This window comes from Foetidibacter luteolus, assembly GCF_009650435.1.
In the GTDB taxonomy this organism is placed as follows: domain Bacteria; phylum Bacteroidota; class Bacteroidia; order Chitinophagales; family Chitinophagaceae; genus Foetidibacter; species Foetidibacter luteolus.
Genome location: NZ_VVIP01000034.1, coordinates 35,104 through 59,727, shown reverse-complemented (window position 1 = coordinate 59,727; position 24,624 = coordinate 35,104). Strand labels below are relative to the sequence as shown.

General features: G+C 45.1%; 20 protein-coding genes. 8 read left to right on the top strand and 12 right to left on the bottom strand.

The window, feature by feature from the left end:
- Nucleotides 1–308: 308 nt before the first annotated feature.
- Nucleotides 309–2,159, bottom strand: a complete 1,851-nt coding sequence (locus F0364_RS09310; RefSeq protein ID WP_153797506.1) for a hypothetical protein — start codon at nt 2,157–2,159, stop codon at nt 309–311.
- 1,573 nt (nt 2,160–3,732) lie between these two features.
- Here F0364_RS09310 and F0364_RS09305 point away from each other — a divergent pair.
- Genes F0364_RS09305 through F0364_RS09295 form a run of 3 tightly spaced genes read left to right on the top strand, consistent with a single transcriptional unit; the run spans nt 3,733 to nt 8,602 of the window.
- Nucleotides 3,733–6,045 (top strand): DUF7133 domain-containing protein, encoded by a 2,313-nt coding sequence (locus F0364_RS09305; RefSeq protein WP_153797505.1) that lies wholly within the window; start codon nt 3,733–3,735, stop codon nt 6,043–6,045.
- Nucleotides 6,046–6,071: 26 nt separating this feature from the next.
- A complete protein-coding gene (locus tag F0364_RS09300; protein ID WP_153797504.1) occupies nt 6,072–7,253 on the top strand; it encodes a Gfo/Idh/MocA family protein in 1,182 nt (393 codons plus the stop codon).
- A 35-nt stretch (nt 7,254–7,288) separates the two neighbouring features.
- Nucleotides 7,289–8,602: an MFS transporter gene (locus F0364_RS09295; RefSeq protein WP_207632591.1), complete on the top strand. Its 1,314-nt coding sequence runs from the start codon at nt 7,289–7,291 to the stop codon at nt 8,600–8,602.
- Nucleotides 8,603–9,079: 477 nt separating this feature from the next.
- Here F0364_RS09295 and F0364_RS09290 read toward each other — a convergent pair whose 3' ends face one another.
- From F0364_RS09290 to F0364_RS09265, 6 genes are all read right to left on the bottom strand, one after another.
- Nucleotides 9,080–9,514, bottom strand: a complete 435-nt coding sequence (locus F0364_RS09290; protein WP_153797503.1) for an EthD family reductase — start codon at nt 9,512–9,514, stop codon at nt 9,080–9,082.
- A gap of 493 nt (nt 9,515–10,007) precedes the next feature.
- A complete protein-coding gene (locus F0364_RS09285) occupies nt 10,008–10,832 on the bottom strand; it encodes an SGNH/GDSL hydrolase family protein (protein ID WP_153797502.1) in 825 nt (274 codons plus the stop codon).
- Between the two features lie 110 nt (nt 10,833–10,942).
- A complete protein-coding gene (locus F0364_RS09280; RefSeq protein ID WP_207632590.1) occupies nt 10,943–12,373 on the bottom strand; it encodes a vWA domain-containing protein in 1,431 nt (476 codons plus the stop codon).
- Nucleotides 12,374–12,788: 415 nt separating this feature from the next.
- Nucleotides 12,789–13,052 (bottom strand): hypothetical protein, encoded by a 264-nt coding sequence (locus F0364_RS09275; RefSeq protein ID WP_153797500.1) that lies wholly within the window; start codon nt 13,050–13,052, stop codon nt 12,789–12,791.
- Between the two features lie 100 nt (nt 13,053–13,152).
- Nucleotides 13,153–13,374: a hypothetical protein gene (locus F0364_RS09270; protein ID WP_153797499.1), complete on the bottom strand. Its 222-nt coding sequence runs from the start codon at nt 13,372–13,374 to the stop codon at nt 13,153–13,155.
- Nucleotides 13,375–13,579: 205 nt separating this feature from the next.
- Entirely contained in the window at nt 13,580–13,864 is a 285-nt protein-coding gene (locus F0364_RS09265) for a hypothetical protein (RefSeq protein ID WP_153797498.1), read from the bottom strand.
- Between the two features lie 336 nt (nt 13,865–14,200).
- Here F0364_RS09265 and F0364_RS09260 point away from each other — a divergent pair, with 336 nt between their 5' ends.
- Nucleotides 14,201–15,229: a LacI family DNA-binding transcriptional regulator gene (locus tag F0364_RS09260; protein ID WP_153797497.1), complete on the top strand. Its 1,029-nt coding sequence runs from the start codon at nt 14,201–14,203 to the stop codon at nt 15,227–15,229.
- 453 nt (nt 15,230–15,682) lie between these two features.
- On the opposite strand, the gene F0364_RS09255 is transcribed toward F0364_RS09260, so the two are convergent.
- Together F0364_RS09255 and pdxA are read right to left on the bottom strand one after the other, a co-directional pair.
- Nucleotides 15,683–16,549, bottom strand: a complete 867-nt coding sequence (locus F0364_RS09255) for an aldose 1-epimerase family protein (RefSeq protein WP_153797496.1) — start codon at nt 16,547–16,549, stop codon at nt 15,683–15,685.
- A 191-nt stretch (nt 16,550–16,740) separates the two neighbouring features.
- Nucleotides 16,741–17,841: a 4-hydroxythreonine-4-phosphate dehydrogenase PdxA gene (gene pdxA / locus F0364_RS09250; RefSeq protein WP_153797495.1), complete on the bottom strand. Its 1,101-nt coding sequence runs from the start codon at nt 17,839–17,841 to the stop codon at nt 16,741–16,743.
- A gap of 162 nt (nt 17,842–18,003) precedes the next feature.
- On the opposite strand from pdxA, the gene rsmA reads away from it, so the two are divergent.
- From rsmA to F0364_RS09230, 4 genes are all read left to right on the top strand, one after another.
- Nucleotides 18,004–18,771 carry a 16S rRNA (adenine(1518)-N(6)/adenine(1519)-N(6))-dimethyltransferase RsmA gene (gene rsmA, locus F0364_RS09245; RefSeq protein ID WP_153797494.1) on the top strand — a complete coding sequence of 256 codons (768 nt, stop codon included), beginning with the start codon at nt 18,004–18,006 and terminating at the stop codon, nt 18,769–18,771.
- A gap of 29 nt (nt 18,772–18,800) precedes the next feature.
- Nucleotides 18,801–19,727, top strand: a complete 927-nt coding sequence (locus tag F0364_RS09240) for an NAD(P)-dependent oxidoreductase (RefSeq protein WP_153797493.1) — start codon at nt 18,801–18,803, stop codon at nt 19,725–19,727.
- Nucleotides 19,728–20,000: 273 nt separating this feature from the next.
- A complete protein-coding gene (locus F0364_RS09235) occupies nt 20,001–20,717 on the top strand; it encodes a hypothetical protein (RefSeq protein WP_153797492.1) in 717 nt (238 codons plus the stop codon).
- A 295-nt stretch (nt 20,718–21,012) separates the two neighbouring features.
- Nucleotides 21,013–22,104, top strand: a complete 1,092-nt coding sequence (locus tag F0364_RS09230) for an anhydro-N-acetylmuramic acid kinase (protein WP_153797491.1) — start codon at nt 21,013–21,015, stop codon at nt 22,102–22,104.
- Nucleotides 22,105–22,121: 17 nt separating this feature from the next.
- Here F0364_RS09230 and F0364_RS09225 read toward each other — a convergent pair whose 3' ends face one another.
- The 3 genes from F0364_RS09225 to F0364_RS09215 form a co-directional block, all read right to left on the bottom strand.
- Entirely contained in the window at nt 22,122–22,757 is a 636-nt protein-coding gene (locus F0364_RS09225) for a LuxR C-terminal-related transcriptional regulator (protein WP_153797490.1), read from the bottom strand.
- A gap of 502 nt (nt 22,758–23,259) precedes the next feature.
- Nucleotides 23,260–23,910: a hypothetical protein gene (locus F0364_RS09220; protein WP_153797489.1), complete on the bottom strand. Its 651-nt coding sequence runs from the start codon at nt 23,908–23,910 to the stop codon at nt 23,260–23,262.
- A 117-nt stretch (nt 23,911–24,027) separates the two neighbouring features.
- Nucleotides 24,028–24,549, bottom strand: coding sequence for a hypothetical protein (locus F0364_RS09215; protein WP_153797488.1), 522 nt, complete (start codon nt 24,547–24,549; stop codon nt 24,028–24,030).
- Nucleotides 24,550–24,624: the final 75 nt, after the last annotated feature.

Genomic DNA, 24,624 nt, shown 5'->3' with positions numbered 1-24,624 from the left:
CACCAGCTTCACCCACTCGGGTAGAGATTCGCTTTAACGGGTATAGGAGACTGTAACAAATTAGAAACAATTTCATTATTTTGCGTATAGTTCTTTGTACCTTTTCTACGGTGAGTGATCCGGTGAGTTTAAAATTTGCAATAACACAAAACATTGACTGATAGATGGTTATTAATAATATTCGAATCCAGTCATCCCGACTTTTCGGCTTACGCAATCTATTTCTCTCCCTGTAAATACACAATATTTGCAGGATTTTTTATTGGTTGTCCCTGTTCATGCGCATCTGCTTCAAAAAAATATCACTACTATTTTTTGCCTGCAGTAACATCATCAACATAAAAAACTGTTGGCTTTGCGGGCACATCACAACCGGGTAATGGAGGGTCATTCGTTTCGTTGGCCGTTTGCCGGGTGGGAATATTGCGGTATTCGCCTGTGCGGAAGGATAGCCGCTCCAGGCTTGTAACCGCTTCTGTTAGTGGTGCATTTTTAACTGCTGCCTTACCATCAATAAACAAAGAATAATTGCCGTTAAGGGTAGCTTCAATCTCCAGCTTTATATGCATCCATTTGCCTTTCGCATAAGTATACACCCGTTTTTCAACACTGCCAACGGCAGCTATAACCTGCCCTGTTTCATCAAAGCGCAACCTTACCGGCCGGTTGCCAAACCTGTCCGTTAATTCGCATTCCAAACGGCCGCTGTTAGCCGTATCCGCATACACGTTAAAAGAAGCTTCTATACGGGCGCCTTCTTCAAATACGCGTATGGCACGGGCATAATCATATAAATCCTGGTCAAATAGCTGTAGCGATTTGCCCGCTTTTCCCGGCGAAGCAACAACAGTAACCGGCGCCCATGCCGGCGAATAAATATTCCAGTCCGGCACTGCCCCGTCTAATGGCAGGTTATCAAAATCGTCAGTCACTTTGCCCTTAACAGCATACTTAACAGGCAAGGGTATCCGGCTTATCCAAACGTCTTCCTTATTCATGGTATAGCTCAGCCACATATCGTTACCCGGCGGGTTACCGTTACCTTCAGCTATTCCACGCATATAACATGGCCCAAAGTCCTTCCATCGTCCGCTGAAGCGGCGCAGCGGAACTTCGCCCTGTACCAGCAGCAGGTGGTTGTATATAATACCATCATCACCGGTAACAATAGCCAGCGGGTAGCGGTATTGTGTTTGCTCAATGGGGTTATAGCAAATCGCATATCGTCCGTCATCCGTTTGTTGCCCCCACTGCTTTCCGCCCGACATAAGAAAGGTGGGAACTTTTACAGGGTCAGAAAAATTTTTGCCGCCATCTTTCGAAATTGCCGAAAGCGATTTTTTCCAAAGCGCAACTACATTGCCATCCTTGCGGTGATAATAAGAGAGCGCCTGCCCTGATTTTTTGTTGTTGTAAAATCCATCTATGCCATGGTCTTCATCATACCATTGAAAAGTGGTAAGCGGGTCGGCCAGCAAGGCTTCACAGGCTTTCACAAAGCCGGTATCGGCAGATTTCTTGTAGAAGGGATAACTGGTGTTCGTTTCATTCCATTGCGCTTCACTTTCGTAGCGAATAAAATAAATAGGTCCGTAGCTGCCATCTTTGTAAGCTTCACGCACCACTCTTCCAATACCGCCTTTGCCAAAAGGGTCTTCTGTATGCCCATAAAAAGCCAGCACCAGCAGGCGCCCGCCTGGTGATGTATAAAAGCCCATGCGCTGGTGCATCATGTAGCCCTTATAACCATCCGGAATGGTAACCCCCGGCGGCGGTGTATAAGGGGGAAACACTACTTCAGGCTTGCCCCAGTGCCGTCCGTCGCGGGATGTAATCATAAGCGTTTGCCCCGGCGCCACATGCTCGTCAACCGGGTTGCTCAGGTATTGCTGATAGAATGTATTGTTCCAGTAACACAGGTTAGAAGCATGGTTGTACGTCCACCCGTAACCATCGGCATGTTCCGGGTGTGTGCGGTTGGCACGCATGGTCTGCCTGTTTTCAACGCCAATTGCATAGCGCAGGCGGCCCTCATGTACACTTGGGTCAATAGTTTCGCCCCCAATGTACCTCACCGGTTCATAAGCGCTTCCGGTTTGCGCCGTTATTACCAAATTAAAGCAGAAGAAAAATTGTACAACAAGAAGTAAGTGTTTCAAAGCCAGGTTAATTTTTGCGTCAAAAATAAGGCAATGGGTGCATTGGTTACCCAGCCGTGTTACGCAGGCCTCCCTGTTTCGAATGCCTCGTTGGTTGCCTGTGTAAGAAATAACAAAAATGTTCAGGGGGTGTCCCCAAGCTGCGCAAGGGGCCGGGCTTTCCGCTACAAGTCCTCGCCACTCGTGCCTCGTGGCTGTGGGCTTTCCGCTTCAATCCCTCACCCGAAAGACAGTTGCCGGTTACAGGTAGCTGGTTGCCGGTCTGTTGAAGTTTAAAAGGCTTATAATTTGTTTGAATGATGAAGTGCAGAAGCTCTTCAATACCCGCTGCTAACATTAAACTTTAAACAAATGAACATTGAACAAGCAAAGCCTCGTAGAGGCGTCATGTTAGTAGGTAAGGAAAACGCTATGTAAAGGGAGCGCCGTAGGTGCGATATGTTTTTCATGGGTTTGGAAAGATACCGGTTACCAGTTGCAGGTTACCAGATTGGTAAGTGGTTTAGTTTGCTTTGGGGCTATGAAGTGCAAGTGCCATAAAGTGGCAGAGCCTGCAAACATTCAACTTTAAATTAAATAAGCTTTTCCCCTTGCCCGAAGGGCAAAATAACAATAGCCACGGGTGAAGTCCGTGGTTAAAGAGCGTATAGTGCAACAACCATGAAGGGGTTGAATATGTAAAAGTTCAACCCCTTCAGGGTTGGGATATTATTTTTGCCGGTAACCCCGGTTTGTAACCGGGGCTATTATTAGTAAAGCCTTTCAGGCTTTTAAAACCTGCCCGGGTTCACCTAAAGTGGCAGTGCTGCCAACATTGAACTTTAAACAAAAGAACACTAAACAATCAAAGCCCCATCGGGGCGGCATGTTAGTAGATGAAATAAGCTTTTCCCCTTGCCCGAAGGGCAAAATAACAATAGCCACGGGTGAAACCCGTGGTTAAAAAACGCATACTGCAACAACCCTGAAGGGGTTGAACTTTTACATATTCAACCCCTTCAGGGTTGGGGTATTATGTTTGCCGGTAACCCCGGTTTGCAACCGGGGCTATTATTAGTAAAGCCTTTCAGGCTTTTAAAATCTACCCGGGTTCACCTAAAATGGAAGGGCTACCAATATTGAACTTTAAACAAAAGAACATTGAACTACTAATGCTACCCTGCGGGCAAAGCCCCATAGCAATTCTATCGCCCAATGGCTGCCGGATTGAAACGGAAAGCCCGCAACCACCGGAGCCTTAGCGGAGGTGGTGAGGACTTGTAGTGAAAAGCCGGGACTGCTGCTACATTGAAATACTGCAACTGAAAGCCCCCAATAATCTCTGCTGTTGAATAAATGATTCACCGGGTATCGTTGATGCATGCGGATGATAATCCTTTTCAATACACCATTCTCTTGGCCGGGTTTTTAAACTGTTGATTTTATTTACAACGTTTGAAATGGAATGCCTGCTGGTTAAGGTAAATCATGGTAGAAAAAAAGCATAGTTTCACCGATGTTTGACGACATATCCGGTTGTAACGCAATAAATTTCAGCGCCGATTGTTTGCCGGTAGCTCCTAACATATAACCAATGAATCGTATTTGCTATCCATTTTACTGGCCGTTCGTATTTTGTATTGCCGCCAATGTGTTGCTTAGTGGATGTGGAACAGCACCGGTAAAAGATAAAACGGGTGACTCTTTATCCATGCGAAAACTTATACCGGAGGCGGAAGTGCTGCCGGCTGATAAAGCGATTGGAAAAATGAAAGTGGAAGAAGGGCTGGAAGTTAAGCTGGCGGCATCGGAACCGCTGATAGCGGCGCCCGTGGCACTGAGCTTTGATAATAAAGGAAGGATGTGGGTAGTGGAGATGATGGACTACATGCCCGATACGGTTGGCACCGGTGAAGACCTGCCTACAGGCAAAGTGGTAATACTGAGCGATAACAACCATGACGGCATCATGGATGACAGTAAGGTTTTTCTTGACTCCCTGGTGTTGCCACGTGCCATTTGTTTTGTGGAAGGAGGGCTTTTGGTGGCCGAGCCGCCTAAGTTATGGTACTATACCATGAAGGATGATAAGCCCACAGGCAGAACACTGGTGGATGCCGCTTATGCAGAAGGTGGTAATGTGGAGCATCAGCCTAACGGGTTATTCAGGGCGCTTGATAACTGGATATACAACGCCAAATCATCCAAACGTTACCGCAAGGAGGGAGATAAATGGCTGATTGAACGTACACATTTCAGAGGGCAGTGGGGTATATCCCAGGATAATTATGGAAGGCTTTTTTACAATACCAATTCAGAAGACCTGCTGGGAGATTTCTTTCCGCCCGGCTTTGGGGCAGGTAACAGCAACCAGCGTGGTGTGGCAGGTTTTGTGGCAAAAATTGTTGAAGACAACAGGGTATATCCCACCAGGCCAACGCCGGGCGTTAACCGTGGTTATATGAAGGATGTATTGGACGACAGCCTGCGCCTGGTTAATTTTACCGCGGCCTGCGGCCCCCTTATCTATGAAGGCGGTTTACTGGGCCCATCTTACCAGGGCAACGCGTTTGTGGCAGAGCCTTCTGCCAACCTCATCAAACGAAACCTGCTGGAAGAAAACGGTAATGTGATAAAAGGAAAACAAGCGTATGAACGCAAAGAGTTTCTTGCCAGTGAAGATGAACGCTTTCGCCCTGTTAACCTGTATAATGGCCCGGATGGTGCGCTTTATATAGTGGATATGTACCGCGGTATTATACAGCATAAAACATACCTTACGCCTTACCTTAAAAATGAGATAAAAGAAAGGGCGCTTACCCAGCCATTAAACTGTGGCCGCATTTACAAAGTAATCCCTCGTGGTTCACGGCCGGAAATGCAAACGCTGCCTGTTGAGCCTGCCCTGCTGGTAAGCATGCTTGGCAATAACAATGGGTGGGTGCGTAACCAGGCTCAGCAAACAATAGTTGATGCCAAAGACCTTGCCGTAGTGCCTGCGCTGCGGCAGGCATTGAAAGATGCTGCTAACCCGCTGTTTATTACGCATGCGGTATGGACCCTGGAAGGGTTGCACGCCTTAACCCTGCCAGATGTATGGCCACTGCTGCATTCAACCCAACGCAATGTAAAAATGCAGGGGCTGGCGGTGTTGCCCGCTGTTGTTAACAGCGCTAATTACAAACAGGTTGTCCAGGTACTGGATTCCATGGTTGCGGAGAAAGATTCTGTGATTGCACCCTACATAGCTTTCCTGGCAAAAAGTATCCGGCCTTTCAGCAAAACGGCGGCGAATAGCCTGCTGATACGCCTGGCCGGGCAATATCCTTCCAACCGTTATGTGGCAGATGCCATCATCAGCAGCCTGTACAAAGAAGAAAAGGCGTTTTACGATAATGTTTTTGCCGGCGCTACAGATACTGCCACAGTTATGGTACGGCGCTTTAAAAAGGTGTTTGAAGACATAAGCAAAGCCGCTAATGCGGGCAATTTTGAAAGGCTGGCCAAACAATTTCCCAGGGGTGCTAAAGTGTACCAGTCTGTTTGCCAAACATGCCATGGCGCCGATGGCAATGGCGTTACCGCGCTGGCGCCACCCTTGAATACATCTGATTGGGTATTGGGCGATAAGAATAAACTGTTACCGATAGTGTTATATGGTTTAACCGGGCCTGTTAAGGTAGCCGGTAAATTGTATAAAGCGCCGGAGATAAGCGGGGATATGCCGGGCATTGGCGCCAACGATGAGTTTTCTGATGAGGACATTGCCCAGGTATTAAGTTTTGTGCGCAATGCATGGAACAACAAAGCTTCCAAAATAAACGCGGCTGATGTTACTGCTGTCCGCAAAAAATATAAAGACAGGCAGAAGACTTTTACCATGGAAGAACTGGAGCAGATAAAGTAAATAAGCTGTTAGTAAAACAAGGCTATATGAACAAAAAAAGTATCAGGGCCGGCTTTATCGGTTCAGGGTTCGCTGCTAAGTTTCACTACGATGCCCTGCAGCGTGTGTTTAGCACTAAGGTCGAGTTGGTGGGCGCATGGTCACCCACAAGGGAAAAGCTGGAGGCTTTTACCAGTCCGAGGGGCTTGAAGGCTTTTGATGACATGGATGAGCTGATAGCGCAGTGCGACCTGCTGCATATTTGCACGCCGCCGGTAACGCATGAGCCTATTGTTGTTAAAGCCCTGCAGCAAAACAAACATGTGGTGGTTGAAAAGCCTTTTACCGGTTATTTTGGAGATGGTACGCCTGGCTTTAATGGCGATACATTCCCCAAAGAGCAGGGGCTTGCCGCCGCTATGGAAAGCATACAAAGGATGCTGGATGCGGAAAAGCAAAGCAAAGGCGTTATTATGTATGCGGAAAACTGGGTGTATGCCCCGGCCGTTCAAAAACAAAGAGAACTTCTGGAAAAAACCGGCGCACAAATATTGTGGATGCATGGTGAGCAGTCGCATTCGGGCTCACATTCATTAACCTATGGCCAATGGAAATTTTCAGGCGGCGGCTCTATGATAGGCAAGGGCTGCCATCCGCTGGCAGCAGCTATATATTTTAAGCATGTGGAAGGTAAGGCCCGCCATGGCAAAGCTATACGGCCGGTAAGCATCACGGCCCGCACCCATGCCATTACCCGTATGCCTACTTTTAAAAACGAAGGCTACCTGCGTACTACTTACCAGGATACCGAAGACCTGGCTATGATGCACCTGGTTTTTGAAGACGGTACGGTGGCAAGCCTCTTTGCGGGTGAACTGGTGCTGGGTGGCGTACATAACTGGATTGAAGTAAACACTACCAACCACAGAACCATTTGCCATATTAATCCTAATACGGCAATGCAATCCTACACGCCTTCCCAGTCGCATTTTGACAATGTGTACGTGGTTGAAAAAACAGAAACCAAGCAGGGGTGGTCGTACATTTCGCCAGATGAAGGCTGGTTTGCCGGTTACCAGCACGAGATGGAAAATTTTTACCGCGCCGCCGCTTATGGCGAAGCTGTAGAAAGTGATAGCAGGCTTGCCGCCGATGTTATTGCCACCATTTACGCAGGTTATGTTTCCGCTGAAAGAAAGGGCGCGGAAACTGCCATTACCGTTTTTTAGCCAGTCATTTTACCAACCATTATCAAAACCGTTGCATGCATACAGCCATTAATGAAAAAATCGGTAAATACCGCTGGACGATTTGTTCCCTGGTATTTTTTGCTACTACCATCAATTACCTGGACAGGCAGGTAATCAGCCTGTTAAAGCCCACGCTGGAAAAGGAGTTCAGTTGGTCTGAGTCAGATTACTCCAACATAGTGGTGGCTTTCCAGTTTGCTTATGCCATTGGCATGGTAGGGGCGGGGCGTATTATTGACCGCATAGGCACCAGGCTGGGGTATGCCATTACACTCACGTTGTGGAGCATTGCGTCGGTGCTGCATGCGTTTGCAACAGGTGCTTTTAGTTTTGCGGTTTACCGGGCATTTTTGGGCGTTACAGAGGCTGGCAACTTTCCCGCTGCCTTTAAAGCCGTTGCCGAGTGGTTTCCCCGCAAAGAGCGGGCTTTTGCCGCCGGTATATTCAATTCCGGCACCAATGTAGGCGCAATACTGGCGCCGCTTACCGTGCCTTACATAGCCTTGCATTATAGCTGGAAGGTTGCCTTTATTGCCATTGGTTCAATAGGTTTCATCTGGTTGCTGTTCTGGTTTTGGTTATACGATATACCAGCTAAACAGAAGCGGTTATCAAAGGCGGAATTTGATTATATCCATCACGACCGCGAAGAAACCGGAGAGGAAGTGTTGCAGCGTCCTTCATGGGGTTCTCTACTTTCTTACAGGCAAACCTGGGCCTTTGTAGCAGGCAAGTTTTTAACGGATGGTATCTGGTGGTTTCTTCTTTTCTGGTTGCCCGCTTTTTTAACCGCCCAGTACCAGCTTACAGGAACTGAAATAAGCATGCCGGTGGCGTTTGTGTATGTGGTAGCCGGCTTTGCCAGCATTGCAGGCGGCTGGTTGCCCATGTGGCTGGTTAAACACAAGCAGTGGCCTGTGCTGCGGGCCAGGAAAACCTCCATGCTTATCTATGCTTTTTGCCCCTTGTTCATCATTTTCTCCCAGGCCGCGGGTAGTTATAATATGTGGTACGCCATTCTTATTATCAGCCTGGCAGCATCGGCACACCAGGCATGGTCGGCCAACCTTTTTACCACTGTTTCAGATATGTTCCCCAAAAGCACCGTCGCATCAGTAATAGGTATTGGCGGCATGGCAGGCGGGCTGGGTGGCATGGCTGTTTCCGCGTCTGCCGGGCGGCTCTTTGATTATTACAAGAAGCTGGGGCAAATTGAAACCGGGTATTACATCATGTTCCTGTATTGTGGCCTGGGGTACCTGGCGGCATGGCTTATCATGTTTAAAATACTGGTACCCAAAATGCCAATGGTTAAGCTAAAAAAGTAGGGAAGGGATTTTTGGGGGTGTCCCCAAGCTGCGCAAGGGGCCGGGCTTTCCGCTATTACTCCGCCACAAAGCCGGGCTGCGAAGGCCTCAGCGGGGTAACCGCTTCAATCCCTCACCCGATGGTGTAACAGGCTGCGGGGGTATAGAAGGGGTGCGGTGTCAAAAAGTTAAGCTGTGAATGTCAGGTTGAGCTTGTCGAAACCGGCTTATAGAAGTCGTTTTTTCCCGAACCCTGCCTTAGATTCCGAAGTTCCGGAATTCGGGCTTACAGCTTAACTCAAAGACATTGCAATGCGGTGCAGCGGAAAGCCCAAGGCTTAAGCTTTGGGTGAAAAGCAGAAGCACTAATAGCTTTGGCCAGAGTGTTTGCAAGTGTACACGTACCGCACAAAACGCCCGGCACGAAGCTTACGCCCCAGTCTTGCGCTACCAGTATATTGAACATTCTCAGAATAATGGATTAAAAGGTTTTATTCCTTAGTTGGCAGTATTGTGTCCTATCTGTTTAATTTCGCTAATCTGTATAACAGGCTGAATGTTTGTGTACTTTTTAATATCATTGATAATTGCATCCCTGTTCTCTGCTATCGTCTTATTGTATTCGGCAACATTGGTAATGTAGAAATAACCGACAGCTACAAAAGGCACTTTGTCATTGGGCGTTCTGCCGGCTATGCCCTTGTCAATTTCATAAAACTTTAAATTTTTGCCCAACAAACCAGCCATCATCGGCATGTGGTTTTTTTCATAATAATCCATGTCAAAGGTTTTATCTTCTCCGTTTGCATAAAGTATTTCCACCTTAAACATCCCGGCTTCCGGCATAGACGAATGTTTCAGTTGACTGGTTTTGCAACTTATCAAAATGGTAAAAGCAAAGATTAGCGCAAAGAATTTAGTTTTAGCTGTCATATAAATTGGGTTTATTTTTTTGTTTCGTCATTACGTTTGATTGACGCCAACGGCCACAGCTTGCTTAGGCAGCACATTTGAAAGCTTTCAACCCACAGCTACAGGCCGGCGTAAGGTACCAAAGTTGAGAATAAATTCTGTTGCTCATTTGTGTGCGTTCGGCACGGTATAGTTAACAGGATATTGTGGATGAGAATTTACCAGTCGCTAATGCTTTTTTGAATCATGGAATTTGTCAATAAATGCTGCCATGTCTAATAGGGGAGTAATTCGTCCAGTTCTTCTTTCTTTTCCGGCATATTGTGAAAGTCATAGCTACGAACTTTTGTTACACAGTCATACTCTCCAAGAATGTTGTCAAGTAGCAGTAGCCCCCCGTAAGCTGTATTTTTTCGGCAGAATACTTGTAAGAAGTTCTGCGACCATCTCCGCTTCCATCGAAAAATCTATTCCAACGCCTTTAGTATTTATATTAAAGCCATGATGCATGCCGTTAGTAATTTTTTAGCACCTTAACCAGCATACCCGCTATAACGGCATAGCCTTTGTCAGATGGGTGCAATCCATCATAAGTCATATCTACAGCTTCAACAGGGTAGGGGTACTCATCTGCTTCGGGGTTAAAAGGCACATCAATAAAATCCGGGTATTTGTAATTGGTGTAAGCGCCGGTTGCGGGGTTTTTTAACCGCTTGAACTTTACAAGCGTTTCCGGTGTCATACCGCTGCTGTTGTACAGGTCAACTACATCCAGGTGTTCTTCTTTGCCGATATTGTTAATGGCTTCGGCAAACTGAGACAGCCATTGGCCTTTTTTCTCTTTGTAAGAGCCCCAGGCATTGTTTTTCATGTCGGCAATGTAAACAAAGTCAACCCGCTGCATGGGCGTAATAAGCACAATTTTAGCATGGTTGTTCAGCAATCGCAGTTTATTGACAATAATGCGGAACGAACCATATACTGTATTATTGCCTGTGTTATTTTTATAGTCAGCCAGCGTGCCTAAAGGCCGGCCTGCCCACCAGTCGTTAGTGCCAAGAAAAACTGTGTAAACATCCGCCTTTTCAACGCCCAGCTCGTCAAACTTTTCAGCAATGCCGCCAGACGTCCAGCCATTGTGGCCCTGGTTGGTAAATTCAATATAAGAAAGCTGCTCTTTCACCAACGTCATATAACCTTTGGTAATACGGTTGCCCGTTTCATCCTGGTGGTCGTTCAAGTAAGTAATGGAGTCACCAATGGCTACCCATTTTATATGCTTTTGCTTAAACGAAGTAAAAACGGAAATAATGGCCAGCAGTAGCAGGAGTTTTTTCATGGTATTTTACTATGATGATCTGGTTGGTGTACAGCATAAAGATAATAACGTGCCGGTTAATACGAACCACGGCAATAAACTAAGCCGCACTTCAACAGGAGTTTTTATTATTACTGCGCCTGCCAGTCTATATTTTTTTTTACTGTGCTATTTGCTGTAACCTCTATTTCTGCAAATTTCCTGCCCAGCCCTGCAGGTTTAACCGAGTTCAGCTCCAGGCGGTATTTTCCCGGTAATAAGGTAAATGTTTTGGGGTTAGATTCTGTACTTGCATAAGTGCGCCCAGCGCCAGCCGGCTTGCCCGTTGCCAGGCTGATAATGTTAATTGTGGCATCTACCGGTTGCCCGCCTTGGGCAGCCCAAAGCTGTAATTCGCCTGAATCAAAATTATAAGTATAGGCCAGGTTTTCGCTGTTGCCAAGAATTTGGTTGTTAATTTTTATTTCAGGCTTGTTACTTATTTCAATGCACCCAAATACAACATCGTAAGTTCCGGGCGGTATTTTAACTTTAGCAGGATTGCTTTGTGAGTGGTTATATGTACGGGCGGCAGCTACAATGGTTTTAGTACCTGCATTAAATACCTGCACCAATGCATCTGCCAACATGCCATTGCGTGTAACTTTTATTTCCACGGTGCCCTGCTTAAATTCCACATCTTTGTAGGTAGTATCTTTTTCCTTAACAACAAGGCTGGTAATTTTCAAAGGGGTATAGCCAGTAATTTCCACGGGCATAATTTCCACATCATAACTTCCGGGTGCAACCTGCATAATCCGGGGGTTGGTTTCGGGCGATTCGTATGTTCTGCCTAAAAGCAACTCTTTAGACTGCCCTTTTTTATAAATTTTTACAGTAGCGTCTTTCAGTTTTCCATCCAGGGTGGTTTTTACGGCAATAAACGCGTTTCCTGCTGATACGGGTTGTATGGTTGTTTGCAGCGCTGTTGCTAGTTCTTCGCCATTGTTAGCGGGGAAGTACTGCCCCCCGCCGGCCTGGGCTATGCATTCTAAAGGAGAAAGGTCTTTTTCGGTAATGCCAAAGCCAACAACATGCATGGTTACCTGGGTACCAGCCCTCCGGGCCTTCCTTATTGTTTCGCATGCATTGCCACTGCAGGTTTCAAGCCCGTCACTTATAAGTATAACTGTAACCGGACCGCTCATGTTATCAATCAGTTTTAGTGCATGTGCCATGGATAACGCTATTGGGGTTTTGCCTTTTGGGTTTAGTTTGTTTATAGTGCGTATAAATACCTCTTTATCAAACTTGCCTATTGGCATAAGGGTTTCAATGTCCTGGCAGTCGCTGGCGCTGTTATGTCCATACGCTATAAGGCCAACACTTGCGCCTGATGGTATTGCTGCCGATAATTTTTGCATAGTGCTTCTGGCTGCTTCAATTTTTGTGCTGTTATCAAGGTTGGCCCACATAGAGCCCGAAGCATCAAAGATGAAAAGTATAGTTTGTTCAGTGGCAGCTTTTGCATAAAGCTGGTGCAGCAGCAGCGTACAAAAGAGAAAGCATGCTAATGGTTTCATAAAATGGGTATAAATGATGAAGAGTAATAGTGCAGGCGGCCACATCGTTCAATACATATCCAGGCGGGTGGGTTATCTCCGTCCTTTACTAAGAAAGATATGGCTTTTGCGGGTTAATGTCAACCCCGCCGGGCAAAATACCGGCAATACAGCCATGCCTTTTCGGGTATAAATGGCACAAAAAATCACCGGTATTTGCCGGTGATCTTTATAATTCATTGAAGGGCCGAAGCGATACTGCTGAGAAGTTTGGGGCTGAAAAGCTGTGATTTAAACAATGCTGCAAGTAACAGTTTTATCAGCCTGTATTTGGTAGATGTGTTTATTTTAAGCAACCATTAAACAGGCTTTTAATCCCGTTTAACAAAGCAGGCCCGGAAAACCATTTCTTTAATTGCCGTTTAATCTATCCAGCCTAAGCATAGGGCAAAATAAACAGGCTTAACGCTGCCGCCACCCACCATGCTGTATTGGCTTTATTGCTTATGCGCATAAAATGTTTTTCCCTGGCGTCTGTTGTACCGGTTATCGCAGGCAGGCGGTAGTAATGGCAGAAGCTATTGATAAAATCAGCTACGCCTGTTTTGCCTGCCATACTAAAGTAGGCCATCTTAAAAATGGCAGATATAACCATCGCCACGCAGCTTAAAAGCTCTGCGCCTGTAAGAAGACTTTTCATGTATTGGGGGTATTAATTAGCAGTATAAAAAAAGAACACAACCTGTTTGCAAAGGTTCCCGGGCAGGTTGTGTTCTTCACTATGGTCTGGCGGCTTTTAACTAGCCGTTGTTTTCGGTAACAGTAAACAGCCTTGGGTCAAATATGGAATGTGGGCCGGCAAAAAAGTTGCCGGTATAGGCTTTTCTGCCTTCAGAGGCAGATTGCATAAAGCTGTTTCTTTTAGCGGTGTTTATTGTTTTGTCTTTAGGGCCTGCATTTTTTGCTCTTGTAAATAATAAATGCGTAAGCCTGTCTAATAAGTTTAACGATAATGTTTTCATAATCATCTCCTTTTTTTTTGAATTTAATTGTTACATAACCGGGCTGCACCAGCAACAATGCCAATAGTTTGCTGCTATGCATCTGGCCCGCTTTTTCTTCAGCAGACAATCATTAAAATTCATATGGAGAACGTTCTGTAAAAGTGCGCCTGCGGTAAACCCGGGTGGGTGTTATCAGGTAAGGTGTTTACCGTCAGCAACGGCTTTAGGCTAGCCGCACATATTTTCCTGCACGCAATGCTTCTGCGGCAAACTCAACATCTTTAACGGTGTGGTCTGATATAATTACAAGGTCAATAGATTCGTCTTGCAGTATATCATTTTTATCGTGGACTATTTCTGTATTTGGATTGCGGGCGGTATCGTGGTTGGGAGTAACATCCTCTTTCACCAGTATTTTTTTAAGCCGGTAGTTTTGCTTGCCTGTAAACTGCAATTCCTTTCCGGGAAAACCGCCATATAACAAACCCACATTTTTTACACTGTTCATACATCTCTGGATTTAATGTTTACAAATAGGTTTACAGCGGCAAAGATAAAGGAATTTTGGTTAAACGATTAACCATTGGCTTAAACTGTATAAATTGCGCTGTCGCTTAACTTTCAAACTACTGATTATCAAGGTAAAATTTGTAATTTGGGTAAATGTTAAGTTATTGTAGCAGGGTTTTTCAGAAGCGTTTTTGTATAGTGGTAAGGTTTCTGCGAGGGCTTAATACCCGCTTAAATGATGCCATAAAAAACCAGCAGTACAAGTGAGTGACACAACGATGCAGCCATGAAATACTGCAGATGGTCCCCAAAAAAAAGTCAACCGAATGGCCGTATGAACAAAAAAGTTTCATTAAAAGATATTGCGCAAAAGCTGGGCGTTTCTACAGCGCTGGTTTCGTATGTGCTTAACAACCGCCGGGAAAACCGTATAAGTAAAGAAGTTGCCCAAAAAATAAGGGATGCTGCCCGGGCAATGAATTACAAAACCAACCAGATTGCCCGCAGCCTTAAAACAAACAAAACCAATACCATAGGATTATTGGTGGCCGATATTTCAAACCCCTTTGACGCGGCGCTGGCACGCATAATAGAGGACGAGGCTGAAAAACAAAATTATGCCGTACTCTTTGGCAGTTCCGATGGCGATGCCCGTAAATTGCTGAAGCTGCTGGATATTCTTGCCACCCGGCAGGTAGAAGGCCTTATTATTTTTGCCGCCGAACATGCCGAAGAACAAATAGGCGACCTTCTTAAGCAGGGTACCCCATTTGTATTGATTGACCGCTATTTTCCCGGCCTTGATGCCAGCTATGTGGCGCTGGATAACCATGAGGCGTCCTTACAGGCCATTAATCACCTGGCCGCTAATGGGTTTAAGAACATAGGCCTTGTTACGTACAACACCTCGTTGTTTCACATGCAGGAGCGTAAGCGGGGCTACCTTTCTGCCATGGCGCAGCATCATTTACCCGTGCACGATGGATGGGTACAGCAGGTAACGGTAACGGATACCCGCCAGCAGGTGGAGGCTGCCATTGACGAAATGCTGGCACTGCCGCATCCGGTGCATGCGCTGCTGTTTACCAGCAATGTGGTGGCTATACATGGGGTAAAATACATTAATAAACTGGGGCTTAAAGTGCCGCAGCAAATGGCTATTGTAACTTTTGATGAAACCGAGGCGCTGGATATGTTTTACGCCCCGCTTACTTATTTAAAACAGCCCCTTAAGCAAATGGGCGCCATAGCTACACAGGTTTTGCTGCAAAAGCAGAACGGTAATAGCGGTAACGTTAAAATAAATTTACCGGCAGAGCTGGTGGTAAGGGCTTCCAGCATAGCAGGCCCGGGAGTTTTATGATACCAGCCGCATAGTTTCATGGCATCGCCTGTTGCGTCGCAATCCGTTCATCGGTTGGTTGTTTGGGCGGCTTTTCAGCCCGGGTAGGCTGGTGCGTGGAGACACGCACCAGGGAAAAGAATATCGAACAAGGAACAAGGAATGATAAATGAAGAAATGAAGCCCCCTACTCACCACTCACCACCCACGGAATGAATATTGAACAAAGAACAAGGAATGTTGAATGACGAAGCGGAATGCCCCCACTCACCACTCACGGAAAGAATATCGAACAAGGAACAAGGAATGTAGAATGAAGAAATGAAGACCCCCCACTCACGATTCACCACTCACCATTCCCCACTCACGAAACGAATATTGAACAAGGAACAAGGAATGTAGAATGGCGAAGCGGAATACCCCCACTAGCCACTCACTACTCACCACTCACCACTCACCATTCACCACTCACCACTAAAACACCTCCACACTCCAGGTGCGTTCAAAAGTTTCAGCTTCCTGTAATTGATTAATGCCTTCTTTGTCCTGCAGGCGGCCGGTAGCGTTAACACTGTCGGCAATACCGCACCAGGGCTCAATGCACACAAAATCGGCATCTTTAAAATTCCAGATACCCAGGAAAGGAAAGCTGCCAAAACTAACTTTTAGGCCATGTACAGTTTTGTCACTAACAATAGACACGCTGCTGGATTGCAGGTGCTTAAACACCAACGCGTCTTCGTAAAACAATGATTTGGTTAAAGGTATCTTATCGCTGTTTACCAGCAGCGGTGTGGATTGCAGTTCAATCAACCCGTCTTTAGAAAGCGGCCAGCGGTCTGCCGTTTCCACATCGCTGAACTGAAGGTAATAATCTTCAAAGCTGGTGCCTGGCGCAACGGGTACTTTAAATGCGGGGTGCCCGCCAACGGAAAAGAACATGGTTACTTCGCTCTTGTTTTTAACGATGTAAGTAACATCAAGCCGGTTGCCATGCAGGCTGTATTTTACGTAAAATTCAAAATTAAAGGGGTAGTGTGCCCAGGTTTCTTCGTTGCTGTTGCGCAGAAAAGTGATGCTGGTATCGGTATGTTCTGTAACAACAAAGTTCATTTCACGGGCAAAGCCATGCCTGTTCAGGTGATATACGGTTCCGTCAAACTGGTAGCTGTTGTTTTTAAGCCCGCCCACAACCGGAAAAAGCACAGGGCTTTTTTTGCTCCAGAAAGCGGGGTTGGCATCCCACATATACTCAAGCCCGGTTTGAATGCTTACAATGCTTTGCAGTTCCGCGCCTTTGGCTGCTATGTCAACTGTAAGAACCTCGTTTTGTATAATCATGCTAAACGTTTTTTATTTGATAAGCTGAATAAATAAAAAGGCTTGCTTCACAATGTACAGTAGCGGTGCAGCGGTACAAGAGTTTCCAATTCTGCTGCTTCAACACGCAGAATTGCCCAGGTAAAGTCTCATAGCAGCAATACAGGCGGGCCCATAAAAAGCTGTTGCATACAAGTTCACTTGTATGCCTATTATGCCTGGCTGTCTTCTTTAATTACTTCATCCTGGGCATTGGCCACCAGCATGGCGCTCATTTTGCGTAAAGGGTTCCTGCGGTTTTCGTGGTAACCGGCCCTGGTTCTTATAATATCCACAGCCACATAAATGGCTTCAAGGAAAGAAGCATGGTCTGCCCGGCCTTTACCCGCTATGTCAAAAGCGGTACCATGGTCGGGGCTTGTACGTACTGTTGGCAAGCCCGCGGTATAATTAACGCCCTCGCCAACAGCCAGCGATTTAAAAGGAATGAGCCCCTGGTCGTGGTACATGGCCAGCACCGCGTCGAACTTTTCATGGTTGCCACGGGCAAAGAATGCATCGGCGCTGTAAGGGCCAAAGGCCAGTACGTTTTGATATTTTACTTCTTTAATGGCCGGCTTAATAATCGTTTCTTCTTCGTTGCCAATCAGGCCTTCATCACCGGCATGGGGGTTAAGGCCAAGTACAGCAATTTTTGGTTTTTCAATACCAAAGTCTTTCTGCAGGCTGGCATGCAGTATTTTAAGTTTGCTAACAATAGCTTCCTTGGTTATGTATGCAGCTATGCCGCTTACAGGTACATGCTCTGTAACCAACGCCACACGCATGTTTTCAGCGGCCATAATCATCACAACATCCTTTACTTCAAACTGGTCTTTCAGGTAAGGTGTATGGCCGCTATAGTTAAAGGCTTCGCTCTGTATGTTCTTTTTGTGAATGGGGGCCGTTACCAAGGCATCAACCTGCTTTTCCTTTAATGCAGCGGTGGCCTGTTGAAGCGAAATGAGAGCGTATTTCCCGCCAATTTCATTTAGCTGGCCAGGGGTTATCTGAACTTCTTCTTCCCAGCAGTTAAACAGGTTAATTTGTTTGTTGTTAATGCGGGTGAAATCTTTAATGGCCTGGTAACTTATGTTAATGTCGGGCAAAGCTTTGCGGTAAAAGTTGAGGCTTTTGTTGCTTGCAAAAACTACGGGTACACATATATCCAGCAGGCGGCTGTCTGAAAGCGATTTAATGATCAGTTCAAGCCCAATGCCATTTACATCGCCACAGGTAAATCCAATCACCGGTTTTTGCAACTCATTACTCATATCAAAAAATTTGAGGTGTAAATGTAAGTGATTCGGCTTTTAAAAGTACAACAGGCTGCTTTTCAGAAAAATGGGTACACAACTGGTTAATGAGATAGCCGGGCAATGCAGTTAAAGCGCCTGGTACAGTTGCATTGTGTTGTTTACTTACTTTTGCGGCGCATGCAGTACACATTAAAGAAATCGTTGGGCCAGCATTTTCTGCGGGATGAAAACATTTGTAAAAAAATAGTAACAGCCCTGCAGCAAAGTATGACTGATGCCACTGTTAACCAACTGCTGGAAGTAGGCCCCGGCGGCGGCGCCTTAACCAAATACCTGCTGCAACTGGCAGATGTTGATTTTAAAGCGGTGGAACTGGATGCCGAGAAAGTAACTTTCCTGGAGAATGAATACCCGGCATTAAAGGAAAAGATTATACACCGCAGCTTTCTTGAAATTGCCGCCCCGTTTGATAATTCATTTATTGTGGTGGGCAATTTTCCTTACAATATTTCTTCGCAGATATTATTTAAAGTGCTGGAGTGGAAGCAGCAGGTGCCTGTGTGCATCGGCATGTTTCAAAAAGAAGTGGCCCAACGTGTCGCATCGGCGCCGGGCAGCAAGGTGTATGGTATCATCAGTATTTTGGTACAGGCATTTTACCGTGTGGAATACCTGTTTGATGTACACCCCAACTGCTTTAACCCACCGCCCAAGGTTATGAGCGGTGTAATAAAGCTTGTGCGCAGGCAGGAAGTGCCTGCTATGCAATCGGAGAAAAAATTTTTCCTGCTGGTAAAAACCGCTTTCAACCAGCGGCGTAAAACGCTGCGCAATGCTGTAAGAGGCATGTTTGATGAAGCAACCCTGCAGGACGAAATATTTAACAAACGTGCGGAACAGTTGAGTGTGCAGGATTTTGCGGCGCTTACTTTCCGGATGAAGTAAATAACGCACCCAATCATAAATTACAGATAGTGAAACCGAAAGTTATTGTTACGGCTAAAGTGCATGGCTATTTAATGGAAAGGTTACAGGAGAAAGGCTTTGAAGTGTTGTTTGAGCCTGCCATTACCTACAATGAAATACAAAGCAGGCTGCAGGATGTTACCGGCCTTATTGTTACAACACGGCTGCGCATAGATAAACAACTGCTTGACCTTGCGCCTAACCTTAAATGGATAGGCCGGCTGGGCAGCGGTATGGAGCTGATTGATGTGCCTTATGCTGAAAGCAGGGGCATTACCTGCGTTAGCAGTCCGGAAGGTAACCGCAACGCGGTTGCAGAACACTCTCTGGGTTTGTTGCTGGCGTTAATGAACAAAATTGTCAGCAGCTACAATGAAGTAAAAGAGGGCAAATGGATAAGGGATGCCAACCGTGCGGTTGAACTTACCGGTAAAACTGTTGGCATAATTGGTTATGGCAATACCGGCGGTGCTTTTGCAAGGCTGCTGCAGCCTTTTAATGTTACTGTGCTGGCGCATGATAAATACAAGTTTGGCTTTGCGAAAGATTTTGTTCGTGAAGCTTCTTTGGAGCAGCTTGCCCGTTATGCGGATGTGATAAGCCTGCACCTGCCGCTTACAGATGAGACCTTTCACTATGCCAATGATGCCTTTTTTAACCAGCTTGAAAAGAAGCCTTACTTTTTAACGGCATGCCGTGGTAAGGTTACAGATACCGCAGCCGTAATACGGGCACTTGATAATAACAAAATAACCGCCGCGGGACTTGATGTGCTGGAGAATGAAAAGCTGGATACATACAACGAAGAGCAGAAAACACAACTGGCCAGCCTGGTGGCCAGGCCCAACGTGATTGTTACACCGCATATAGCCGGCTACAGCCATGAAGCCTTTTACCTGATGGCCAAAGTAGTGTTGGATAAACTGGGTATTTGAGTCGTGAATGGTGAATGGTGAGTGGGGGAGTTCCTTCGTCATTCTACATTCCTTGTTCCTTGTTGGATATTTTCTATCCGGGTCTGAAAAGTTGCCCAATGAACAGAACGATGAAAGGATTGCGACGCAAGAGGCGACGCCATAAAAATATGTCGCTGGTATCTAAAATATGTGAATGGCTTTAGCAATAGCCAAATTAGTAAAACCTTAAAGCTTAATACCCTGGTTTTTGATGTTGATTTTTTTGTAAATTGAGATACAAAATTATACGGCATGAAAACATTATCTGAGACGTGGTTCGCGGATGGCTATATTGATTTTGAGCTGAAAAAATATACCCTACTCGCTTACCTGCAGGAAATAAGTAAATACTTTAACCAAACCAAACTCTATCCCCAACTGGCAGATGTTATTTTTCACTACAACAACCTTGTAGCTTTCAGGGAAAATAAGAAGTATTTGCAGGAGCAATTTCCCAAAAAACTTACCGGCATACAGTTACAGAAACTGCAGCTTTTGTACGAACAAATGATAGAAGATGATGAACTGATGCAGGAACTGGAAGATATTATTCAATATGCCGCTGCTAAAATGCAGTCAACCATTAGCAGCGGTACCGAGATATATGAATTTGTTGAAGAAAAAATTACCATTGCGCCTATTGGCCTTATACCGCTGGAACAAAATGAAGGGTACTTTTTTTTGAGCGAAACGGCTAAACGTACCAGGGTATATCAATACCGGCTTAGTTTTTTTGAGAAGCATGATGAAAAATACCGCAGTATTAAGACTGAATTTATAGATAGCTGGCAGCGCAGCTTTACCAACACTTACGAAAGTATAAAGCGGCATCTTATAAAGCAAAGGACAATGATGCCCAACCCTGCCGTATATGCCATAGAAGTAAACCTGGATATACCTGTTGAAGAAACCCTGCTACCCATTGCCAAACGCAGGCTGGTGAGGTACATAAGCACGCAGGCGGCTTAGTACGCTATAGCTGTATAAAACAATTTTTAGATACCAGCGATATGGTTTCATGGCTTCATCGTTGCGTCGCAAACCGACGAAGGAGGTTCGCCAGCGCCAAAATACAATAACAAAGCTGGCTGGTAATCTTTTCATCGTTCTGTTCAATGGGCGACATTTAAGCGTAGGTTAACTTTCGTCTTGCATCCGGTTTGCCTTAAACGATATAGCAATGCACATACATTAGGCTTTGTAAAACATGTATTCCATTTTTCTATCCCTGTATTTTCTTCATCTTTACAAATAAAATTACAGTATGGTTTACAGGGCTATTGGATTAATGAGCGGCTCTTCTTTAGACGGACTGGACATTGTTTTTACAGAACTGGAAGACAGTGGCGGCAAATGGAAATACGAGATTAAAGCGGCAAACTGCTATACCTATGATGAAGAATGGGTGCAAAAACTACAGAATGCGCCTTTATTAAGCGCAAGGGATTATATGCTGCTACATGCTGCCTATGGGCGTTACACGGCCGGACTGGTTAACATGTTTATTGAAGAGCATAACCTTTACCACCGGGTACAGCTAATTGCGTCTCACGGGCATACAGTATTTCATGATCCTTCTCACGGTATAAGTACCCAGCTTGGCGATGGAGCCACCATAGCCGCATTAACAGGCATTAATGTGGTTAGCGACCTGCGTAATATAGACGTGGCATTAGGAGGGCAGGGCGCCCCCATAGTGCCTATTGGCGAGAAACTGCTTTTTGAGGGGTATGACTTTTTCCTGAACATCGGCGGCATTGCCAACCTGTCTTACCATAACAAAGATGCTGTAACTGCTTTTGATGTTTGCCCTGCCAACCGCATATTAAATACACTGGCCCAAAAAGAGGGAAAGGCTTATGATGAAGATGGAAAAATAGCCGCGTCTGGAAAAATTTATACGCCGCTGCTTACGATGCTTAACAGGCAGGATTATTACAGCAAGCCTTACCCCAAATCACTGGCGAATGAATTTGGCACACAAACCATTTTGCCGTTAGTAGAATCGTTTGATTTGCCAACAGCAGATGCCTTGCGCACTTATACGGAGCATATAGCCCAACAGGTAGCTTATGCGGTAAATGCTGTTAAAAAAGCCGGTACTGAAGCTAAGCTGCTGGTTACCGGCGGCGGCGCTTTCAACAGCTTCCTGGTAAAGAGACTGCAGGAAAATCTTCAATCATGTAACACCCTGGCTACGGTGGCAGATGAAAGCACCGTTAAGTATAAGGAGGCGTTGGTAATGGCATTATACGGCATACTTCGCTGGCGGGAAGAGAATACCGTTTTAAGCAGTGTTACAGGCGCAATGCGCAACAGCATCGGCGGTGCTGTATGGATTGGGCAGGAGGCATAAAACATTACGTTATGCAGCTATTTGCCGGGGTTAATGGTAATAAATTTATGTATCAGCCGGCCTCTTGAATTAACATCAAACTTCCGGTAAATTTTCTTCAGGTGTTCATTTACCGTATGGTGGGATATATTGAGCTTTTCACCTATTTCCTTATTGGTCAGCCCCCGGGTAATCAGCTTAATAATGTCAAACTCTCTTTTGCTTAACACGATGTTGGCATAGCTGTGCTCTTCTTTTTGCAGCAGGGTAAAAATCTGCAACAGCTTAGCTTCATCTATGTAAGATTTTTTATTGGCAATGTTGTTAAGGCAGTTATACAGGGTTTCCTCAGCCAGCGGCTTGGTAATGAAACCGCTGGTGCCGGCTTTTATCAGTTTTAACAGCAGGGATGCGTTGCTGTCAGTTGAAATGGCGGTTATAAAAACAGGGTTTATTCTGCGCTTAAAATGCTTTAAAGTGTATAGGGCATCCATTTCCTCCTGCTCCTTATCAATTATCACCACGTCAGCAAAATTGTCTTCAGATTCGTTACTGTTGCCCGGGTCAAAATTTTGCAACACAAAGCTGATGCCATAGCCAGGGTTAGCCTGCACCATCTTTTTAATTGTTTGAATCAATACTGAATCGTCGCTTACTATCCCGAGTAAGATCATCTTTTGTGTTTGGTTTCTGTCTTTTTAGTGTACTGTTTTTTGGGTGCGAACGGCAATAAGCAGTCGTTTACGGTAACAGATTACATGGCCAGTTGCTGCAATACAAAAGCCGGGGTGTTATGATGGCGAAGACTGATGAAAAACATCAGGAATTTTTATTAAATACAGGCGGTGAGCCGGCCGGTGTGGTAAAAAAATTCTCCGAAGTTCCTGGTGTTGTAAATAAAGAGATGCATTATTGAAGCATTATCAGAAGCTATAAAAAGCAATATAAGAATCTGTCATAGAGGCAACCTAAACTAAGGCACCATTCGGTGTTTTCTTATACTGGTTTTCATCTTTAGCGGCAATACGGAACACAACTGATAAAAGGTTCACTTTGCTTATGGTAAACCAAAGTTTCAATAACGGGTGCAAAATACAAACATTGCGTATATGCTTTATGTATAGTTGAAAAAAAATAATTTAATGCAAAGCCACAAAGCTTGCCAACAGCCATGTTTTATAACTTATGATAAGCGGTTTTGGCGTTTTTCTTGTGAGAAATTAATGAACGATACTTGCTGAAATGAGGGATAACACGTATGCGGAAACTGAAATAGTTCTCTATGTGGGCATAGAATTTTCCGGTAAGTATGTCTGCAAACCTGTTTTGCAAGGTAAGGGTTACCAGTTCTTTTTTTACATCTGGTGGCAGTGTATCCTGCATTACAGCCTGCAGTCTTTCCAGAACTGTTTCACGGCTGGTTTCTAGGTTGCCGCCAAATTTCAGATCCACACAATAAAGTTTGTTGTCTGCAAAATACAATTGAAGCAGGCAGGTAGTGTGTGCTATAATTAGCTTGTAAAATATTACGCTTATTTTAATACCTGCTTTGGCGGTTATGTTAAAAACATAGTTGGGCCTGCCAAGTTTATTTGTGCATTGCTGCCTGTTTTGGCAAAGTTCAACATCCATAAAACGAAATGGGCTGTCGTTGGCAAAGAAAATATCGGCAGATGAAAGCTTTTTATTCTCCTCTGGAATAAATATCCAGTCTAAGAATGCAAAACTCAGTTGACGCTCGTAAAACTCTTTTTTAGAAGCGTGGTATTTTTTCCGGTAAAAAACAGATAGGAAGAGTTCTGTTAAGTAATAGGCAAAAAGTGCCATAAGATATTGGGTTGCGTTTAATAAGCAATTTACCCAACGTATCTAACCCGGTACTACCTTATTTAAGTATATTTAAAAGTTTTAAGTTTTTTTTGATTTTGGGCCTTCGGTATTGAATTAAGCGGTTATTGTATGCGCTTCTTTAAAGCTGCAAATAGAAATGGACGGTTGTAACTGCAGCAGGAAAGTTTCCGCTGCCTCGCTGTTTTCATGATTTTCGCCACTGGATAACAATAAAGCATCTCCAATTACGGCATGCAGGCTTAAGGTGCCTGAAGTGTAGGTTAAGGCTATTTTGTGCTGTTGCTTGTTAATAAGACTGGATTCCACTATTTGAAATTGGGCTGTTTCAAAAGGCAGTGCCACACGGTTAAGCGTATCGGTAATTCCGGGCACTATATTATTCAGTTCTTGTACGTATAACCCTATACAAAAGCCAACCTTATAGTGCAGGCTGTTGGCTTTAGGGTTATTGTCAATGAGATCTTTAAAAGTGCTGAGTTTGTTGCCGGGGTTGTAAGCCTGTGCCTGCATCAGCAACTCATGATAGGTGTCGTTAAACACATCTTTTTCAAAACTACCGTGGCTGGAAGCGTCTATTATTTGCCTGATGGCCAGTTTTATATAAGCCTTGGTCATAATATGGGTATTAATTTGTACATAAAAGGCAGGGAGGCATTAAGAAATGCCTGCCGCTGCTGTCTTTATTGGGGA

Coding starts and splice junctions, on each gene's coding strand:
- F0364_RS09305 (WP_153797505.1), top strand. CDS start 3,733: ATGAATCGTATTTGCTATCCATTTTACTGGCCGTTCGTATTTTGTATT.
- F0364_RS09300 (WP_153797504.1), top strand. CDS start 6,072: ATGAACAAAAAAAGTATCAGGGCCGGCTTTATCGGTTCAGGGTTCGCT.
- F0364_RS09295 (WP_207632591.1), top strand. CDS start 7,289: ATGCATACAGCCATTAATGAAAAAATCGGTAAATACCGCTGGACGATT.
- F0364_RS09290 (WP_153797503.1), bottom strand. CDS start 9,514: ATGACAGCTAAAACTAAATTCTTTGCGCTAATCTTTGCTTTTACCATT.
- F0364_RS09285 (WP_153797502.1), bottom strand. CDS start 10,832: ATGAAAAAACTCCTGCTACTGCTGGCCATTATTTCCGTTTTTACTTCG.
- F0364_RS09280 (WP_207632590.1), bottom strand. CDS start 12,373: ATGAAACCATTAGCATGCTTTCTCTTTTGTACGCTGCTGCTGCACCAG.
- F0364_RS09275 (WP_153797500.1), bottom strand. CDS start 13,052: ATGAAAAGTCTTCTTACAGGCGCAGAGCTTTTAAGCTGCGTGGCGATG.
- F0364_RS09270 (WP_153797499.1), bottom strand. CDS start 13,374: ATGAAAACATTATCGTTAAACTTATTAGACAGGCTTACGCATTTATTA.
- F0364_RS09265 (WP_153797498.1), bottom strand. CDS start 13,864: ATGAACAGTGTAAAAAATGTGGGTTTGTTATATGGCGGTTTTCCCGGA.
- F0364_RS09260 (WP_153797497.1), top strand. CDS start 14,201: ATGAACAAAAAAGTTTCATTAAAAGATATTGCGCAAAAGCTGGGCGTT.
- F0364_RS09255 (WP_153797496.1), bottom strand. CDS start 16,549: ATGATTATACAAAACGAGGTTCTTACAGTTGACATAGCAGCCAAAGGC.
- pdxA (WP_153797495.1), bottom strand. CDS start 17,841: ATGAGTAATGAGTTGCAAAAACCGGTGATTGGATTTACCTGTGGCGAT.
- rsmA (WP_153797494.1), top strand. CDS start 18,004: ATGCAGTACACATTAAAGAAATCGTTGGGCCAGCATTTTCTGCGGGAT.
- F0364_RS09235 (WP_153797492.1), top strand. CDS start 20,001: ATGAAAACATTATCTGAGACGTGGTTCGCGGATGGCTATATTGATTTT.
- F0364_RS09230 (WP_153797491.1), top strand. CDS start 21,013: ATGGTTTACAGGGCTATTGGATTAATGAGCGGCTCTTCTTTAGACGGA.
- F0364_RS09225 (WP_153797490.1), bottom strand. CDS start 22,757: ATGATCTTACTCGGGATAGTAAGCGACGATTCAGTATTGATTCAAACA.
- F0364_RS09220 (WP_153797489.1), bottom strand. CDS start 23,910: ATGGCACTTTTTGCCTATTACTTAACAGAACTCTTCCTATCTGTTTTT.
- F0364_RS09215 (WP_153797488.1), bottom strand. CDS start 24,549: ATGACCAAGGCTTATATAAAACTGGCCATCAGGCAAATAATAGACGCT.